At 70.0% G+C, this 15,565-nt stretch carries 13 protein-coding genes; 7 read left to right on the top strand and 6 right to left on the bottom strand.

Annotated features, from left to right (window positions below; translation table 11 throughout):
- Positions 1-10: 10 nt before the first annotated feature.
- A complete protein-coding gene (gene oxlT / locus MFF04_RS07925) occupies positions 11-1,303 on the bottom strand; it encodes an oxalate/formate MFS antiporter (protein ID WP_283206351.1) in 1,293 nt (430 codons plus the stop codon).
- 316 nt (positions 1,304-1,619) lie between these two features.
- Positions 1,620-3,026 (bottom strand): TAXI family TRAP transporter solute-binding subunit, encoded by a 1,407-nt coding sequence (locus tag MFF04_RS07920; RefSeq protein ID WP_238274896.1) that lies wholly within the window; start codon positions 3,024-3,026, stop codon positions 1,620-1,622.
- A gap of 134 nt (positions 3,027-3,160) precedes the next feature.
- On the opposite strand from MFF04_RS07920, the gene MFF04_RS07915 reads away from it, so the two are divergent.
- The 5 genes from MFF04_RS07915 to MFF04_RS07895 all read left to right on the top strand — a co-directional run bounded on the left by MFF04_RS07915 (position 3,161) and on the right by MFF04_RS07895 (position 9,861).
- Positions 3,161-3,688 (top strand): regulatory protein RecX, encoded by a 528-nt coding sequence (locus tag MFF04_RS07915; protein WP_306308048.1) that lies wholly within the window; start codon positions 3,161-3,163, stop codon positions 3,686-3,688.
- A gap of 95 nt (positions 3,689-3,783) precedes the next feature.
- Positions 3,784-4,995 (top strand): putative DNA modification/repair radical SAM protein, encoded by a 1,212-nt coding sequence (locus MFF04_RS07910; RefSeq protein ID WP_238274939.1) that lies wholly within the window; start codon positions 3,784-3,786, stop codon positions 4,993-4,995.
- Positions 4,995-6,452: a UdgX family uracil-DNA binding protein gene (locus tag MFF04_RS07905; protein WP_238274893.1), complete on the top strand. Its 1,458-nt coding sequence runs from the start codon at positions 4,995-4,997 to the stop codon at positions 6,450-6,452. Before MFF04_RS07910 ends, MFF04_RS07905 begins: the two co-directional genes overlap by 1 nt.
- Positions 6,453-6,508: 56 nt before the next feature.
- Entirely contained in the window at positions 6,509-9,646 is a 3,138-nt protein-coding gene (gene polA / locus MFF04_RS07900) for a DNA polymerase I (RefSeq protein ID WP_238274892.1), read from the top strand.
- The gene (locus tag MFF04_RS07895; protein ID WP_238274891.1) at positions 9,643-9,861 is read left to right on the top strand and encodes a SlyX family protein; all 219 of its coding nucleotides are present in this window, start codon (positions 9,643-9,645) and stop codon (positions 9,859-9,861) included. The genes polA and MFF04_RS07895 overlap by 4 nt, the downstream gene beginning before the upstream one ends.
- Before the next feature lie 10 nt (positions 9,862-9,871).
- On the opposite strand, the gene MFF04_RS07890 is transcribed toward MFF04_RS07895, so the two are convergent.
- Both MFF04_RS07890 and MFF04_RS07885 read right to left on the bottom strand, forming a co-directional pair.
- Entirely contained in the window at positions 9,872-11,305 is a 1,434-nt protein-coding gene (locus MFF04_RS07890) for an NAD-dependent succinate-semialdehyde dehydrogenase (RefSeq protein WP_238274890.1), read from the bottom strand.
- Between the two features lie 103 nt (positions 11,306-11,408).
- Complete coding sequence (locus tag MFF04_RS07885; RefSeq protein ID WP_238274889.1) at positions 11,409-12,221, bottom strand: class II glutamine amidotransferase; 813 nt, start codon at positions 12,219-12,221, stop codon at positions 11,409-11,411.
- Between the two features lie 345 nt (positions 12,222-12,566).
- On the opposite strand from MFF04_RS07885, the gene MFF04_RS07880 reads away from it, so the two are divergent.
- A complete protein-coding gene (locus MFF04_RS07880) occupies positions 12,567-12,944 on the top strand; it encodes a response regulator (protein WP_238274888.1) in 378 nt (125 codons plus the stop codon).
- An 84-nt stretch (positions 12,945-13,028) separates the two neighbouring features.
- On the opposite strand, the gene rpsU is transcribed toward MFF04_RS07880, so the two are convergent.
- Together rpsU and MFF04_RS07870 are read right to left on the bottom strand one after the other, a co-directional pair.
- The gene (rpsU, locus tag MFF04_RS07875) at positions 13,029-13,349 is read right to left on the bottom strand and encodes a 30S ribosomal protein S21 (protein WP_238274886.1); all 321 of its coding nucleotides are present in this window, start codon (positions 13,347-13,349) and stop codon (positions 13,029-13,031) included.
- 224 nt (positions 13,350-13,573) lie between these two features.
- A complete protein-coding gene (locus tag MFF04_RS07870; protein WP_238274884.1) occupies positions 13,574-14,788 on the bottom strand; it encodes a polyhydroxyalkanoate depolymerase in 1,215 nt (404 codons plus the stop codon).
- A 276-nt stretch (positions 14,789-15,064) separates the two neighbouring features.
- Here MFF04_RS07870 and MFF04_RS07865 point away from each other — a divergent pair.
- A partial coding sequence (locus MFF04_RS07865) for a glutathione S-transferase N-terminal domain-containing protein (RefSeq protein WP_238274883.1) occupies positions 15,065-15,565 on the top strand: 501 nt, incomplete at its 3' end.

Genomic DNA, 15,565 nt, shown 5'->3' with positions numbered 1-15,565 from the left:
GAGGCTCGGCTCAGTGGCCGCCGCCGGTCGCCATGGTCTGGCCGTTGGAGGCGTGGTGCTTGATCAGCATCGGCCGGAGCACCGTGACCGCCAGCATCGCCGCGAAGATGTCCATCGCCGCCACCGTGTAGAGCACGCTCGACCAAGTGCCGGTCGCCTGCATCAGCAGGTTGCCGATCGGGACGAGCAGGGCGGCGATACCCTTGGCGCAGTAGAGCACGCCGTAGATCTTGCCGATGTGCTTGGAGCCGAAGGTGTCGGCGGCCGTGGCGGAGAAGAGCGAGTAGACCTCGCCCCAGGCCAGGAACACGATGCCCGACAGGATCACGAAGGCCCAGGGGTTATGACCGAAGGTGCCGAGCGCGATGATGCCGATACCCTCCATCGTGAAGGCGATGAACATCGTCTTCTCGCGGCCGATCTTGTCGGAGATCCAGCCGAAGAGGGGGCGGGAGATGCCGTTCAGGATGCGGTCGAGCATCAGAGCGAAGGGCAGCGCCGCCATGGCGAAGAAGTACAGGTTGACCTTGAAGTTCTTCACGCCGAGGTCCTCGGCGATGACGCCGAGCTGGGCCACCGCCATGAGACCGCCGGTCACCGTGCAGGTGAACATCAGCAGCATCACGTAGAAGACCTTCGTGTTGAGGGCCTCCTTGAGGGTGTAGTCGCGGCGGGACTGGAGAACGGTGCTCGAGAACTTGACCTCGTCCTTGCCCGGGGCGCGCATGCCGATGGCGGCGAGCAGGATCACCGCGCCCTGGATCAGGCCGAAGGTGAAGAACGCCTGCTGGTAGCCGCTGGTGGCGATGGTGTTGGCGATCGGGAGGATGGTGAGGGCCGAGCCCGCGCCATAGCCGCCGGCCGTGAGGCCCACCGCCAGACCGCGACGATCAGGGAACCACTTGAGGGCGTTGTTGACGCAGCAGGCGTAGACGCAGCCGACGCCGATGCCGCCCGCGATGGCGCCGAGGTAGAAGCCCGAGAGCGAGCCGGCGTAGGAGTTGATGATCCAGGCGAGGCCGGTCATCAGGCCGCCGAACATGACGACCTTGTTCGGGCCGTACCGGTCGATGAAGTAGCCCGCGACGGGCGTGAGCCAAGTCTGCGAGATGACGAAGATCGTGAAGGCGAGCTGGATCGCGGCGCGCTCCCAGCCGAACGTCTTCTGAATTTCGGGGACGAAAAGCGTCCAGGCGTATTGGATGTTCGCGGCGGCGACCATGCAGACGACGCCGAGGCCGAGCTGTACCCAGCGGCCAGACGAAGTTGTGGCGTCCGCTCGAGCGGCGGTTACTGTTGTCACGGGCGTCTCCTCTGCCTCCGCGAAGGCGTACGGCATATCCTGGGCCGGTCCCTTGTTTGGACTTCACCCAAATGAACGCTCGCCGCCGCCGACTTTTGCGTCAGCAGATGGAAAGGCGAGCTAATATATTATTCGTTCTGAGGTTCCCATTGGCAATCGGAATATTTTTAGTCTCCCGCACGAATGTGAGGGATTAAAGCCCGGCTGCCGCCCGTTTACGCACGTTTCGAAGCTTCTCGCAGAACTTCGCCGTCCCGGCGCCAATGGCCGGATGCCCGGAAGTGCGAGCGCTGGAGGCGGTCGCGACGACGACCTCTCACTCCGCAGCAGGCAGCTTCATCGCCATCAGGCGCGCCATCCGCGGCCGCGCCGGCGCGGCGTGGACGGGCGCATCACCGATCCGCCGGCGCCCGTCGAGGATCGCGCCCTGCGCCGCGTCGATCGAGAGAATCAGCGCGCTCAGGGTGCGGTTGTCGAGGCTCCGCTCGCGGGCGTAGCGCACCACGTCGGCGACGAGGGCGTCGGTCTCCTGCGCGAGCGCATCGAGCTCGGCCTTCGTGGTCGCCGCCCGGATCTCCCGCATCAACTCGATCAGCCGGTCGAGAACCACGTCGATCCGCTGACGCCGCTGCCGGGCCAGCCTCTGCCCAACCCAGGCGACGCCGGAGCCGATGGTGCCGCCGAAGAAGGCGAGCAGGTAGATGTAATCCTCGTAGCGGTCGAGGAACGTCTGCTGCTCGCGCTCGAAATAGTCGACGGCGCCCGGATGATTCGGGAGCCGGGCGGAGGTCGCCGCGACGGTGGTGTCGAACTCAGGCGCCTTCATCAGCTTGGCGATCGGCGCCGCCGAGGCGAGCTTCGAGCGCCACTCGAACAGGTGCTGCGTGACCGAGGCCACGGTGACGCGGCTCACCTGCCCCCGCGCCATCAGGCGATAGGAGGCGCCCATGGTCTTCACGTCCTCCTCGGGACGCTTCGGCCGGCCGCCGAAGGTGCCGGCGGGGATCGTCACGACCTGAAGCTCCGGCAGCCGCTGCAGGATGGCGTCGCCGTCCGGCACCGCGACGAGGCTCGCCTTGCGATCCGGCGCGCCGGCCTCGACGGCGCGCACCATGCTCGCGGCGGCCTTCGAAGCGGGGCTCGCGATCACCGCCACCGCGTCGACGCGCTTCTCGGCGATGGCCGCCGTGACCTCCGAGGGCTGGAGCGGCACCAGGGTCACGGGACTGGCGCCCGCCGGCCGGTCCGGAGCCGTCTCGCCCGCGGAGGCGGCGAGATCGTAGAAGCCCAGCAGGTTGGTGATGAAGGCCGCGTCGGCGGAGTGGCGCTCGACCACGCCGAGGCGCTTGCGGGCGAGGTCGGAGAAGCCGTCGATGTCGCTGGCATCGGGCGTCGCGATCACCAGGGCCTCGTCGTGGAGGATGGCGATGGTCAGGCCGTTCTCGGGCATCAGCACGTCCGGCCGCACGACCGCGAGGTCGGCCTTGCCGGACTGGAGCGCGGCGGCGCTGTCGCGCACGTCGTCGTAGTGGACGAGCTTGAGCCTCACGTCCTCCCGCGCCCGGCTCAGGGCCTTGGCATAGGCCTCAAGGAGGCCGGCCTCCGGGCCGTCGCGAGGCCCGACGGCGACGGTCAGGACCGTGGGCCGCGACAGGTAGACGACCGCCGCCGCGCTCGCGGCGAGCGCCAGGGCGAGCACGATCAGGAGCCAGTCCCGTCTCACCAAGATCCCCGGCGGCGCATCCCGGCGTCTCCCGCGTGGAGCCATTGCCATGACGAATTTATGGGCGGAAAACCTGGCCCAATCGTGAAGAACCGGTGATGCGCGAAAATGTTGCAGGTCCCGGACCGGCACGGGTGCCGGGTCCGGTCACGGCCGCCTATCTCGAGCGGGCGGCACTCCACTATCTCGAGCGCTACAGCGCCTCTTCGGAGATGCTGCGGCGGACATTGACGCGGCGCGTCCTCAAGCGGGCGCGGGCGCGCGGCGAGGAGGCTGACGCCTTCGACGGGATGATCGAGGCCGTCGTGCGCAAGGCCGTCGAGGGCGGCCTCGTGGACGATGCCCGCTTCGCCGCCGCCCGCCTCGCCACCCTGCGGCGGCGAGGCACCTCTCGCCGGGGTGTGGCCGCGAAGCTCGCTGCCAAGGGCGTGGCGCCGGAGGTGATCGAGGGCGCGCTCCAAGCGGAGGAGAGCGAGGCGTCCGCCGAAGACACCGGCACCGCCGAGCTCGCCGCCGCCCATGCCCTGGCCCGCCGCCGCCGGCTCGGTCCCTACCGCCTGCCGGAGAAGCGGGCCGAGCACCGGGAGCGCGACCTCGCCGCCATGGCCCGCGCCGGCTTCCGCTACGGCCTCGCCCGCACCGTCATCGACGCGGAGGAGTAAAGCGACGCTCAGAGGTGGCGTGGCGATCGGCCGCTGGCGACGCTTCAGCGGCTCCGCTTGCCTTCGCCCCCGAAAAAATGTTCCTGTTTCGTTCGATGGACGAGGCGCTCTCAAAGAAGCTGCGCATCCTGGCGGATGCGGCGAAGTACGACGCCTCCTGCGCGTCCTCCGGCGCGCCCAAGCGCAGCGCCGGGAAGGACGGGCTCGGCTCGACCACGGGCGCCGGCATCTGCCACGCCTACACGCCGGACGGGCGCTGCGTCTCGCTCCTGAAGCTCCTGCTGACGAACTGGTGCCTGTTCGACTGCGCCTACTGCATCAACCGGCGCTCCTCGAACGTGCGGCGTGCGCGCTTCACGGTCGAGGAGGTCGTGACCCTCACGGTCGAGTTCTACAAGCGCAACTACATCGAGGGGCTGTTCCTCTCCTCGGGCATCATCCGCTCCCCCGACCACACCATGGAGCTGCTGACGCGGGTGGCGAAGTCGCTTCGCCGCGATCACGGCTTCCGCGGCTACATCCATCTCAAGTCGATCCCCGAGGCGAGCCCCTGGCTGATCGAGGAGGCGGGGCTCTACGCCGACCGGCTCTCGATCAACATCGAGCTGCCCACGGAGGAGAGCCTGGAGCGCCTCGCGCCGGAGAAGGACGGCGCCTCGATCCAAGGCGCGATGGCGCAGATCGGCGAGCGCATCCTCGAGGCCAAGGCCGAGAAGCGACGGTTCTCGCCGGCCGGACAGTCGACGCAGGTGATCGTCGGGGCGGACGCCACGACGGATACGTCCCTGATCGCCCGCAGCGCGCATCTCTACGATTCGGTCGGGCTGAAGCGGGTCTATTACTCGGCCTTCAGCCCGATTCCCGAGGGCTCCGCGATCCTGCCGCCGAAGCCCCCGCCGCTCGCCCGCGAGCATCGCCTGTATCAGGCGGACTGGCTGCTCCGGTACTATTCCTTCTCGGCGGCCGAGGTCGCGGACGCGGCCGAGGACGGCATGCTGCCCCTCGACGTCGACCCGAAGCTCGCCTGGGCGCTTCGCCACCGCGAGAGGTTTCCCGTCGACGTGAACCGGGCCGACCGGGAGATGCTCCTGCGGGTCCCCGGCCTCGGGGCGCGGGCGGTCGACCGCATCGTCGCGGCGCGCCGGCACACGAGCCTGCGCCTGGAGGATGTCGGCCGCCTGACCTCGGCCTTGAAGCGGGCCCGGCCTTTCCTCGTCGCCGCCGACCACCGGCCGACCCACCTGACCGATCGGCTCGATCTCCGGGCGCGGCTCGCCGAGCCGGTGCAGCAGCTGACGCTGTTCTGATGGGTGCGCCCGCCGAGACCGCCGCGAGGCCCATGGTCCAGAGCGTCGCCCTGGCGCCGGGCGCCGATCTCGCCGGCTTCCGAAGCGCGGCCCGCCGCCTCGTCGGCGCAGGCGTCCCACCGGAGCGGATCGCCTGGACGGTGGCCGGCGCGCCGGAGCTGTTCGGAGCCGCCGAAGCGCTCGCCGAAGCTCCGCCGCTGATCCTGCCGAAGGCGGCGACCGAGACGATCGGGCTCGCCGCGCAGCACCGGGATCCGGAACGTTACGCCCTGCTCTACGCCCTGATCTGGCGGCTGACACACGGCGAGCGCGGCCTGATGGAGGTCGCGAGCGACCCGCTCGTCCATCGCCTCTGGCTGATGCGCAAGGCCGTGGGGCGCGACCTCCACAAGATGCACGCCTTTCTTCGGTTCCGGCGAGTCCAGGACACGGGAACGGAGCGCTTCGCCGCGTGGTTCGAGCCGGAGCACCACATCCTCGTCGCGGCGGCGGGCTTCTTCGTGGACCGCTTCCGCTCGCTGCGCTGGTCGATCCTGACGCCCGACGGCTCCGCGCGCTGGGACGGGAACAGCCTGAGCTTCGGACCGCCCGGCCGCCGGGAGGACGTGCCGGAGGGCGACGGCTTCGAGGCCGGCTGGCGGGACTACTACGAGAGCACCTTCAACCCGGCCCGCACCAACCTGAGGGCCATGCGGGCCGAGATGCCGCGCAAGTACTGGCACAACATGCCCGAGACGCTCGCCATTCCCGCCCTCGTCCGGGCGGCGGCGGGCCGCACCGTCGAGATGATCGAGAGGAGCCCCGCGATGCCCGCAAAGCGCGAACCCGCCAAGGCCGTCGCCGCCATGTTCGACGACGAGCCGAAGAGCCTCGAGGCGCTGAACGCGATCATCCGCAAGGCCGAGCCCCTGGTGCCCGGCGCCACCCAGGCCGTCCTCGGCGAGGGCCCGGTCGGCGCGACGCTGGCCTTCGTCGGCGAGCAGCCCGGCGACCAGGAGGATCTGAAGGGCCGCCCCTTCGTCGGCCCGGCGGGGATGCTCTTCACCCGCGCCGCGGAGGAGGCCGGCATCGACCGCGGGGAGGCCTATGTCACGAATGCGGTGAAGCACTTCAAGTTCACCCTGCGTGGCAAGCGGCGGATCCACGAGAAGCCGACCGCCGGCGAGGTCAGCCACTACCGCTGGTGGCTCGACAAGGAGCTGGAGCTCGTGGGGCCGAAGCTGGTCGTGGCGCTCGGCGCGACCGCCGTCCTGGCGCTCACCGGCAAGCAGATCCCGATCACCCGCGCCCGCGGTCCCTTCCGGTTCGACCGGCAGGGCAACCGCTTCCACGGCTACATCACCGTCCACCCCTCCTACCTGCTGCGCCTGCCGGACGAGGCGAAGGCGGAGGCCTACGCGGCCTTCGTCGGGGATCTGCGCCGGATCGCCGAGCTCGGGGCCGAGCTGGCGGCGTAGCGCGCACCGCCCGCGCCCGGTAGAGAGAGGGCCCCGCCTACGAAACGGTCGCGTCGATGAACAAGAAGAAGACTGACGAGGCCGCCGGAGCGCCGGTCGGCGCCGGCGACCGGGTGATCCTCGTCGACGGCTCGTCCTTCATCTTCCGGGCCTTCTTCCAGTCGATGAACACCAAGGACGGGGACAAGTACAACTTCCGCCCCTCCGACGGCATGCCCACCGGCGCCGTGCGCCTGTTCTGCACCAAGATCGCCCAGTTCGTGCAGGAGGGCGCGGCCGGGGTGCGGCCGAGCCATCTCGGCATCGTCTTCGACAAGTCCGAGGGCTCGTTCCGCAAGGAGATGTTCCCGGACTACAAGGGCCACCGCCCCGACGCGCCGGAGGACCTGAAGAAGCAGATGCCGTTGATGCGCGAGGCGGTGCGCGCCTTCGGCCTGCACGCGGTGGAGCTGGAGCGCTACGAGGCCGACGACCTCATCGCCACCTACGCGAGGCAGGCCGAGGCGCGGGGTGCCGAGGTCATCATCGTCTCCTCCGACAAGGACCTGATGCAGCTCGTCGGCGAGCGCATCCGCTTCTACGATTTCGAGTCCGGCGCCAAGGGCAAGCCCGGCTACCGCCCCGAGCGCAACCTCGACCGGGACGCCATCGTGGCGAAATGGGAGGGTCTTCAGCCCGACCAGATCGGCGACGCCCTGGCGCTGATCGGCGACACCTCCGACAACGTGCCCGGCGTCCCCGGCATCGGTCTCAAGACGGCGGCCGCCCTGATCAAGGAGTTCGGCAGCCTCGAAGGGCTGCTGGAGCGGGCGGGCGAGATCAAGCAACCGAAGCGCCGGGAGACGCTGCTCGCCAACATCGACCAGGCCCGCCTCTCCCGCCGGCTCGTGGCGCTGGAGGAGGCGGTGCCGGTGCCGGTGCCCCTCGACGATTTGCGCCTGCCGGAGCCCGACCCGGAGCGGCTCGTCGGCTTCCTCAAGGCGATGGAGTTCAACACGCTGACCCGGCGCATCGCGGCGATGCTGCATGTCGACCCGGAGGCGGTGAAGCCGACCGCGGCCCTCCTGCCCGGCGCCAAGGCCCACGGATACGCCAACGCGCAGGGCGGCAGCGACGCCGTGCCCTTCTTCGACGACACCGTCCCTCCGGACCCGGAAGCCGCCGCCGGTGGCTTCGACCGGGCCGAGGGCGAGGGCCCGGACGTCGACCCCTTCGCCGATCTCGGCCTGCCCGACGCGGCGGCCAAACCCCGCGGACCCGCCGAGCCCGGCCCTGGCAACCTCGTGGCGGTGCGTGCCGCCGAGAGCGTGAAGCCCTTCGACACGGCGGCCTACGAGACGGTCCTGACGAAGGACCAGCTCGCCGCCTGGGTCGCGGAGGCGACGGAGGCCGGCATCGTCGCCGTCGACACCGAGACGGATGCGCTGGATGCCCACCGCGCCGGGCTCGTCGGCGTCTCGCTGGCGACCGCGCCGGGGCGGGCCTGCTACATCCCTCTCGAGCACGTGGAGCCGGAGGAGGCCGGGACCGATCTGTTCGGGGCCAGCGGCAAGGACGCCACCTACCGGCGCGTCGAGAAGCAGCTGAAGGCGTCCGAGGCCATTGCGCTCCTCAAGCCGCTGCTGGAGAACCCCGGCGTCCTCAAGATCGGGCAGAACCTCAAGTACGACTGGGTCGTGCTCGCCCGCCACGGCATCGAGGTCGCGCCCTTCGACGACACGATGCTGATCTCCTACGTGCTCGACGCCGGCAAGGGCGGGCACGGCATGGACGAGCTCGCCCGGCGCCATCTCGGCCACCAGCCCATCACCTTCTCCGACGTGACCGGCACGGGGCGGGCCAAGATCACCTTCGAGAAGGTGCCGCTGGACAAGGCCACCGCCTACGCCGCCGAGGACGCGGACGTGACGCTGCGGCTCTGGCGGATGATGAAGCCGCGCCTCGTCGCCGAGCGGCGCGTCGCCGTCTACGAGACCTTGGAGCGGCCGCTCCTGCCGATCATCGCCCGGATGGAGATGGCGGGCATCCGCGTCGACCCCGGCATGCTCGGCGAGCTGTCGAGCCGGTTCGCACAGAGCCTCGTGCGCCTGGAGGAGGAGATCCAGGAGGACGCGGGAGAGAAATTCTCGGTCGGCTCGCCCAAGCAGATCGGCGACATCCTGTTCGGCAAGATGGGCCTGCCCGGCGCCAAGAAGACGCCCTCGGGCCAGTGGGCGACGCCCGCGACGCTCCTCGAAGAGCTGGCGCAGGCCGGCCACGAGCTGCCGAAGAAGATTCTCGAGTACCGCCAGCTCTCCAAGCTGAAATCGACTTACACGGACTCGCTCCAGGAGCACGCGGACCGGGAGACGAAGCGCGTCCACACCTCGTTCTCGCTCGCCGCCACCACCACGGGCCGGCTCTCCTCCTCCGAGCCGAACCTCCAGAACATCCCCGTGCGCACGCAGGAGGGCCGCCAGATCCGCAGGGCCTTCGTGGCCGCGCCGGGCAACCGGCTGATCTCGGCGGATTACAGTCAGATCGAGCTGCGCATCCTCGCCCACATGGCCGACATCCCGCAGCTGCGCCAAGCCTTCGAGGACGGCGTCGACATCCACGCGGCCACCGCCTCCGCGATGTTCGGCGTGCCGCTCGCGGAGATGACGCCGGACCTGCGGCGGCGGGCGAAGACCATCAACTTCGGCATCATCTACGGCATCTCGGCCTTCGGCCTCGCCGACCGGCTCGGCATCCCGCAGGGCGAGGCGGCGGCCTTCATCAAGCAGTATTTCGAGCGATTCCCCGGCATCCGCGACTACATCGAGGGCACGAAGAAGCTCTGCCGCGACAAGGGCTACGTGACGACGCTGTTCGGGCGCGTCTGCCACTACCCGCAGATCCGCTCGAACAACCCGAGCGAGCGCGCCGCCGTTGAGCGGCAGGCCATCAACGCCCCGATCCAGGGCACCGCCGCCGACATCATCCGCCGCGCCATGGCCCGGATGGAGGGCGCGCTGGAAGCCGAGAAGCTGCCGGTGCGGATGCTCCTCCAGGTCCACGACGAGCTCGTCTTCGAAGCCCCCGAGGATCAGGTCGAGAGGGCGCTCCCCGTCATCTCACGGGTGATGGAGGAGGCCCCCTCCCCCGGCATCACGCTGCGCGTGCCGCTCGCCGTCGAGGCGCGGGCGGCGGAAAACTGGGAGGAGGCGCATTGAGGGCGAATGACCCCGACGACGACCGCCTCACCCGCGTTGAGACCCGCCTCACAGAACAGGAGGCGGTGATCGAGGACCTCAACGCGGCGCTCACCAAGCAGTGGGCGGTGATCGACCGCCTCACCCGGCAGGTGGCGGCGCTGCGCGAGCAGGTCGAGGAGGCCGCCGACCGTGCGGGCGGCGGAGGGCCGGAGCGGCCGCCGCCGCACTACTGAGCGGCGGGGCTCAGAACGCCGCCTGGCTCACGAACTTGGTGACGAGGTAGGCGTCGAGGGCCTCGGTGCCGCCCTCGCTGCCGTAGCCGGAATCCTTGACGCCGCCGAAGGGTGTTTCCGGCAGCGCGAGGCCGTGGTGGTTGATGCCGAGCATCCCCGTCTCGACGCGCTCGGCCACAAGCGCGGCCCGCTCCGCCGAGCGGGTATAGGCGTAGGCCGCGAGACCGTAGGGCAGGCGGTTCGCCTCGGTCAGCGCATCCTCGTCGCGCGAGAAGCGCTGGATGGCGGCGACCGGGCCGAAGGGCTCCTCGTTCATGAGGCGGGCGCTGAGCGGCACCTCGGTGAAGACGGTCGGCTCGAAGAAGTTGCCCCGGTTGCCGATGCGCTTGCCGCCGGTGCGCAGCGTCGCGCCCTGCGCCTCGGCGTCGGCGACGAGGGCCTCCATCGCCTCGATGCGCCGGCCGTGCACGAGCGGCCCCATGGTGGTGGCCTCGTCGAGCCCGTCGCCGACCTTCAGCCCTTTCGCCAGGGTCGTGAAGCCGTCGACGAAGCGGTCGAAGACGGAGTCGTGGACGAGGAAGCGGGTCGGGGCCACGCAGACCTGCCCGGCGTTGCGGAACTTGGCGCCGCCGAGAATCTTCACGGCCTTCTCGACGTCGGCATCCTCGAACACGATCGCCGGGGCGTGGCCGCCGAGCTCCATCGTCACCCGCTTCATGTGGCGGCCGGCGAGCGCCGCGAGCTCCTTGCCGACGGCAGTGGAGCCCGTGAACGAGATCTTCCGGATGACCGGGTGCGGGATCAGGTAGCCCGAGATCGCCGCCGGGTCGCCGTAGACGAGGGAGAGCACGTCCCCGGGCACGCCCGCGTCGAGGAAGGCCCGCACCAGCGCCGCGCAGGAGGCCGGCGTGTCCTCCGGCCCCTTCAGGACGACGGAGCAGCCGGTGCAGAGCGCCGCGGAAATTTTGCGCACCGCCTGGTTGATCGGGAAGTTCCAGGGCGTGAAGCAGGCGACCGGCCCCACGGGCTCGCGCAGGACGAATTGCATTACGCCCTCGCCGCGGGCGGGGATCACCCGTCCGTAGGCGCGCCGCCCCTCCTCCGCGAACCATTCGATGATCTCGGCGGCGACATGCGTCTCGATGCCGGATTCGTTCAGCGGCTTGCCCTGCTCCAGGGTCATCAGCCGGGCGATGTCGGCGTTGCGCTCGCGCAGCAGCGTGGCCGCCTTGCGCATGATCTTGGAACGGTCGTTCGGGGAAACGCGCCGCCACTGCGCGAAGCCGCGCTCGGCGGCCTCCAGCGCCCGGTCGAGATCGGCGCGGGTCGCCACCGCGAGGCGGCCGATCTCCTCGCCGGTGGCGGGGTTGAGGATCGGCAGGGTCTGGCCCTCGCCGCCTCCGGTCCAGGCTCCGGCGATGTGAAGATCGACGTTCGGATACATCGGCCCATGTCCCTGCCCGGCCCCGAGGGCCGTCGCGGCGGACATCTGTACCGGGAGGCGGTCCCGGCAAGCGGGCCGCGCGAATGCCCGCCCCGCGTTCGCCTCAGGCCGCGATGCGCTGGCCCTGGCCGAGCCCCTTGCGGGCGCCGTCGGCGGGGGCGATGAGCACCGCCCGCTCGCCGCGGCGGGCCTGGAGCGTGCCGCCCTTCGGCACCACCTGCCAGCCGTCGCGACAGCCGTCGATGGGCTCGGAGACCACGACGATGCCGGCCTCGTCCTCGCGGTAGTAGAGGCTCGGCGGGCGCCCGTCGCAGGCCCAGCGATAGGCCGTGAGCGTGTCGCCGTCCGTGAGCAGCGCCGTGAAGCGAAGGGGCTCGGCGATGCCGGCGGCCTTCATCAGGTCGCGCACGGTGCCGAGGGTGCCGGCCATGGCGCGGACGGGATCGGAGACCAATCCGTTGGCGATGGCGAGCAGGAAGATCGCCTCGGAATCGGTGGTGCCCCGGCGGCTGTCATAGAGCGAATCCGGGATCAGCGCCTCGATGCGGCGCTTGATGCGGTGGTAGCCGCCGATCTGGCCGTTATGCATGAACATGTGCCGCCCATGGACGAAGGGGTGGCAGTTCAGCCGCGCGGTGGCGGTGCCCGTCGACGCGCGCACATGGGCGAAGAAGGTCCGCGCCCGCACCTGACGGCAGAGGTTGACGAGGTTCTCGTCCGACCAGGCCGGGGAGATATCCCGGTAGATGCCGGGCTCCTCGCGCTCGCCGTACCAGCCGATGCCGAAGCCGTCGCCGTTCGTCTCGGTCTTGCCCTCGTCGGCGTGGAGCGACTGGTGCACCAGCGAGTGCTTCGGGGCGCAGACGAGGTCGGAGAGAAAGACCGGCTCACCGCTATAGGCCAGGAAGCGGCACATGCTGGGAAACGGGCTCCTGCGGACCTGCGGGCATCCTCATGGTACGGCCAAGCAAGTCGCGGTCCAGGACTGCGGGCCGTCATCGTGCTTTAACATTCCGGCGCGGGCGGTGAACAGATCGTTAAGCGCCGGCCGCTCCGCCGATGCTGGAGAAGGATGTCGCAAAAAAGTTCCGCCGGGCGGGACCGATTCTCCCCGGCCGCCGTTGACGCAGAGTGCGCCGTGTCAGTCCGACCGCGTACTTTCCCCGTGTCGGTCAGGCCTTTCGCCGCTCGTGCCGGCCACCGCGTCCCGCGTTCGCGTTCCCATCCCGTCCGATCAGAAGGAGGCCCTATGGGACAAGCCATGTCCGACGCCCGCATCGCGCTCGTCGTCGAGGACGATCCCGCCGTGCGCGATCTCGCCACTGCCGTGCTCGAGGAGACCGACCTCGACGTCATCGCCTGCGAGACCGCCGAAGCCGCGATCTCCGTGCTCGAGCAGCCGGATCTTCAGGTGGCGCTTCTCTTCGCCGACGTGCGGCTGCCGGGCCCCATGGACGGGCTCGCGCTCGCTCGGACGGTGGGTCGGCGCTGGCCGGAGACCCGCGTGATCGTCACCTCGGGCGCCGACGCCTCGCGCAGCATGGAGATGCCGGAGCAGGCCCGGTTCATGCGCAAGCCCTGGCGCCCCCTCGACGTGCTCGTCGAGGCCGAGAAGGCGACCCTGCGCCAAGCGGCCTGACATGCGAAGACCCGCATCGCCGTCGCGGTGCGGGTCTCGATGATCGATTCGGACGTCCCACCCGGCGAAAGGCCGGGCGCGGACTCAGGAAGCAGGGGCCTGCGGAGCGGCGGCCGGAGCACCCTGGCTCGGCGCGGCGGACGGGAAGCCCGGACGACGGGGACCGCCGGCGCCGAAACGGGGCTTCGGCTTCGGAGCGGCGATCAGGCCCTCACGGATCGCGGTCTTGCGGGCCTGCTTGCGGGCGCGGCGCACGGCTTCAGCCTTCTCGCGGGCCTTACGGACGGAGGGCTTCTCGTAGGCCTTCCGCTGCTTCATCTCACGGAAGATGCCCTCGCGCTGCATCTTCTTCTTGAGGACGCGGAGCGCCTGATCGACGTTGTTGTCGCGAACCAGTACCTGCAACGGAGTTGATCCTCAAAAACGGTCCCTGCCGGGATCCTCTGTATCCTGCGCGTGCCCGGGCCACGCCGATCCGCATCGCCCTCGGGCAATGCACCGAACCGGCAAACGCCCCTGGCCCGGAGGCTCCGGGAGGGACATGGCCGGACGGAAGCGAATCGGCGCATGGCGATGCACCTTGAAGGCGCTTCTACACCATGCGGAGGCGACTTCCAACCGGGCGCAGCTCAGTCGTTGGACTGAATGAAGTTGCGCACGATCGGATAGGTCTGCGTCTCCCACCGCCGGCCCGAGAACACGCCGTAATGGCCGACGCCGGCCTGGAGGTGATGATGCTTCATGTGCGGGGCGAGGCCCGCGCAGAGGTCGTGGGCGGCCATGGTCTGCCCGACCGCGCAGATGTCGTCGCGCTCGCCCTCGACAGTCAGCAACGCTGTGCGGCGGATGGCGCGGGTGTCGATGCGCTCGCCTCGGTAGAGCAGTTCGTTGCGGGCGAGGTCGTAGTCCTGGAACACCGTCTTGACGGTCTCGAGGTAGAACTCCGCCGGAAGATCGAGCACGGCGAGATACTCGTCGTAGAAGCTCTCGATCGCCGCCGCCCGCTCCTCCTCGCCGGCGGCGAAGTGCCAGAACAGGTCCGTATGGCCCTGGATGTGGCGCTTGGCGTTCATCGACATGAAGGCCGAGACCTGCACGAAGCCGGGATAGACCCGGCGGCCGGCGCCCGCGTGCCGGCGCGGCACCGTGGCGATGAGGTTCTCCTCGAACCACTCGATCGGCTTCGAGACCGCGAGCGCGTTCACCGCGGTGGGGCTGATGCGGCAATCTACCGGCCCGGCCATCAGCGTCATGCTGCGGGGGGCGGCGGGATCGTTGCGGGCGGCCATCACGGCAGCAGCGGCCAGCGCCTGCACCGCGGGCTGGCAGACGGCCACGACATGGGCGCCCTCGCCCATCTCCCGCAGGAAGCCGATGATGTGATCGACGTAGTCGTCGAAGCCGAAGCGGCCCGCCGAGAGCGGCACGTCGCGGGCGTTGTGCCAATCCGTGATGTGGACGTCATGATCGGGCAGCAAAGTGCGCACCGTACCGCGCAGGAGCGTCGCGAAGTGGCCCGACATCGGCGCCACCAGCAGCACCTTGGGCTGCGGGGTCGCGACGTCCTTGGAAAAGCGCAGCAGCGTCCCGAAGGGCGTCGCCGTGACGACCTCCTCCGTCACCGGCACCTCGCGGTTGCCGACCGTGACGCTGTCGATGCCGTAGGCAGGCCGGGTGAAGGTCAGGCCCGCGCGCATCATCATGCGGGCGCCGGCCGTCCACCAGCTGAGCGCCTCGCCGTATCCGAGGGCCGTCCAGGGCGCCAGCGCCCGGTGCAGGTTCCGTCCCCAGGCCCGTGTCTGCTGGGCGATGTCGGACTGGATGTCGAACGCCTCGTAGAGCATCGGGCGGGCACTCGCGCGCCGGCCGTCCGCGAGAAGCGGCCGGAGGGCTGGGGGGCGGGGCAGCCACGCCTGAGTGCGCTGCATGAACATCGGGGGATGGTCCGCCACCCCGCGGCGCCCTGCAACAGGTCAAAAGTACATGGTCGGGGATTGTGTTGTGGATGCATCACCTCCCACGGCAATCGCGCGTGAAACGGGCTTCTCTCCGCCCCCCTAAGCCCCTCCCGGCACGGGTTTTGGATCGGTCCGGCCGAAACACGGGGAGGATCAGGCGCGATGTCGACGGCGGTGCTCACGATCTCGAGCCGGAACTACTCGTCCTGGTCCCTGCGCGGCTGGCTCCTCTGCCGGATGGCGGGGCTTTCCTTCGAGACTCGGGTTCTTACCGGGAGCGACGCCGCCTCGCGGGCGGAGCTGCTGCACCTCTCGCCCTCCTTCCTGGTACCGCGCCTGTTGCACGAGGGCGTGAGCGTGTGGGACGTGCTCGCCATCGCCGGCTACCTGCACGAGATCGTCCCCGAAGCGGGGCTGCTTCCGGCCGACGCCGCCGCCCGCGCCCATTGCCGCTCCATCGCCGGCGAGATGCATGGCGGCTTCATCAACCTGCGCTCGGCGTTGCCGATGAACCTGCGCGCCCGCCATCCGGGCTTCCGCGTCTTCAACGGCGCCCAGGGCGATATCGACCGCATCCTGACGATCGTCTCGGAGTGCCTGTCCCGCCATGGCGGGCCCTACCTGTTCGGCAAGGCAGGGCTCCGTGCCGAACAGGTAGGGCCC

The sequence above is a fragment of the Methylobacterium jeotgali genome (genome assembly GCF_022179345.1).
GTDB classification, from domain to species: Bacteria; Pseudomonadota; Alphaproteobacteria; order Rhizobiales; family Beijerinckiaceae; genus Methylobacterium; species Methylobacterium jeotgali.
Note: the sequence above shows the minus strand (reverse complement) of the source record. Positions and strands in the feature narration are given on the sequence as shown.